2 protein-coding genes are annotated in these 2,570 nt (G+C 32.8%); both read right to left on the bottom strand.

Annotated elements, in window-relative coordinates; translation table 11 throughout:
* Positions 1 to 417: 417 nt before the first annotated feature.
* Positions 418 to 714, bottom strand: a complete 297-nt coding sequence (locus tag V1T75_RS16340) for a hypothetical protein (RefSeq protein WP_330489558.1) — start codon at positions 712 to 714, stop codon at positions 418 to 420.
* Positions 714 to 2,570, bottom strand: a 1,857-nt coding sequence (locus V1T75_RS16335; protein ID WP_330489557.1) for an RHS repeat-associated core domain-containing protein, incomplete at its 5' end; no start/stop codon positions are given. The genes V1T75_RS16335 and V1T75_RS16340, both read right to left, overlap by 1 nt.

Raw genomic sequence — 2,570 nt, 5'->3', positions numbered from 1 at the left:
AAATAATTCCCTTATAAGGAACAACTATTCGTAAAAACATCTCGTAGATAGCATTGCCTTTATTAGAGATACTAAAATAAAAAAACATACTCCTAAAAACAACAAAACCACAACATTACTATTGTGGCTTCATCTTTATCTATTATTTTAATAATTTAATTTCTAGTTGCTTACTTTTACTTACCACTAGTAAATACTAGCGGGAGCGGGGGAAGAGTAGAAAGAGGTGAAAATAAACTATCAATAATTGCAATTATCAAAATTGCCAAAGCTCTTGATGTCCATATTTCAGACCTATTAGACTACCAATAGAATCTTCTACAAAAACAAAAAGATGAACCTAAGTCCATCTTTTTGCTTGTTTAAACTATATCTCTTCACTATTAAGAATCATCTTAATATTAAATATTCATCATTTTATTTAACATTAGCTAATGATTTTGCTATTTCTTCAAATGAAACAATTAGTTCTAAAAACTCTAACTCATCAAGTTCTTTTTGAGCCCATCTAAGAAACAAAACAAACTCCTTTGGCGCATACTTTGGTATAACTTGTAATGTTTTATCTTCTTCAAAATAAAACCATATACATTCAATATTACAGTTAGGGCAGTAACTACTATGATGGTCTAGACTTCCTAGCTCATCAAAAGACTTTTCACAATTTCCGCAAACACTTTTATTTCTCCTACTAACTTTATACCAATTTTCCATTATTTTAAATAATTTTTCCAAGCCTCTCCATTCGGCCCATTTAATAATCTTTGTTGAACAGCTTTTGATAAGTTATTCCAATTTCTCATTACTGAAGGAATAGTATTTTCTCCAAGTTTTTTCATTGCAGCAACTCTATGATGTCCTCCAGATATAACCAATCTACCGTTAGGCATCTTTACAACTGGGATAGCTTGATTAATATCGTAACCATTTTTAGAAATTAATTCAGCTAAATCATCAATATAATTTACCCCTTTTCCAGCTCTTGGTACGGAATGTAAAGCATTTAACTTGTCTATTCCCATTTCTACCACCTTCTTTCCTGTTTTTCCTACTCTAGCAATAGTTGCTGTTGTTTTTCCTAATCTTAATGACGTATAAATCCATCTTCCACCTTGAACCAATCTCGCTAATACCCATTCTCCATCAATAATCATCATAAGCTCAAATGCAGCTTCAGATTTTTCTCTTTCATTTTGGGCTATATCCGCATCTGTTGGATTATACGGGTCATTCCCGTTTGAATAAGCTGTCCTTGCATAACCATTATATGCCATAGCATAAAGTTCTCCAGTCCCCATATCTTTAACAGCTTTCTTTTGGCTTTTCTTCTTTTTCTTCTTCTTATCACCATCTCCAGGACCAGACCCATAAATCTCTTTTGCTGCGTTAAAAACATTTACAGCATCCTCACCTGTAAAAGTCCAACCGTTTTCATTTTGAACAGCATCTGCTCCACTAGGGTCAGCCCAAAAAACAGGATTATTGTCAAAGGCATTATAGGTACTCATCGAATGATGAATAACTGGGTCTATTGAAGTCCATCTAGCTATAGCGGGGTCATACTGGCGCATATCCATCTCATATAAATCTAAACCTAAACTTTCTTCTAACTCTTTCCCGTTATACCCAAACTTTTGAGCTACAGAGTTTCCAATTGAAGAAATATTTCCATTATACCCTTTATGTTTTAAACCAAAAGGATAGTAGTTACTTTCCTCTATAATTTCGGTTGTGCTCGGGTCTGAACTCGCAGTGATAATACCGTCATTATTATTATCTGTATATGATAATCGTACATTTCCTAAATGGTCTTTGTATTGATATACATATTTAAACCCTGTATTGTCTTTCTTTACATAACCTTCTGCTGTTGGAAAATATTCCAATGTATTATTCTCATAAGTATACCCATTCGCATAGTCTAAGGTTGTAATATTCCCATTGTCATTAATCACCTTCCGTAGCTTAGTCCCCATAGCATCATAGGTATAGTTTATCTTTTTACTATCAGAGTTATCAACCTTTATTTCTATGGGTAAGTTTAAATGATTATAGGTGATTGAGGTAATGTTTTTATTTAAGTCTTTAGTCATATTTCCATTACTATCATACTCATAATCATTACCAGACTTATTGCCGTCTTTAAAGCCGTAATTATTGTTACCACTATCAGTAACATAATTTAATTGATTCGTATTACCATAGTCATAACTTAAAACATCCATATTGGTAAATGTAGCACTGTTTTGCCAACCGTTTCGAGTTAAGTTTTTGATATTACCATTTTTATCATACGTGATTCCTGGTACATTGTAATTTGAAGTATTAGCCCCTGTAGCGCTTAACAATCGGTTCATGGCATCGTAGCTATAGGTGTATGTTTTAGAACTTGAATCTACATTTAACGTATTCCAACTAGTTTGAGCAATATTTCCATTATACAAGGCTTTCAAAGGATCCGTAGGATGATTATATTCAATGCTAAAGTTAAATAAATCGTTGTCATTTTTACCATCTTCGTTGATGTTTTTTAACCAACCACGTATGTTGTACGAATAATCTACCTCTTG

It is taken from the genome of Tenacibaculum sp. FZY0031 (genome assembly GCF_036350695.1).
Lineage (GTDB): Bacteria > Bacteroidota > Bacteroidia > Flavobacteriales > Flavobacteriaceae > Polaribacter.
This window is presented reverse-complemented; position numbering and strand designations above follow the sequence as displayed.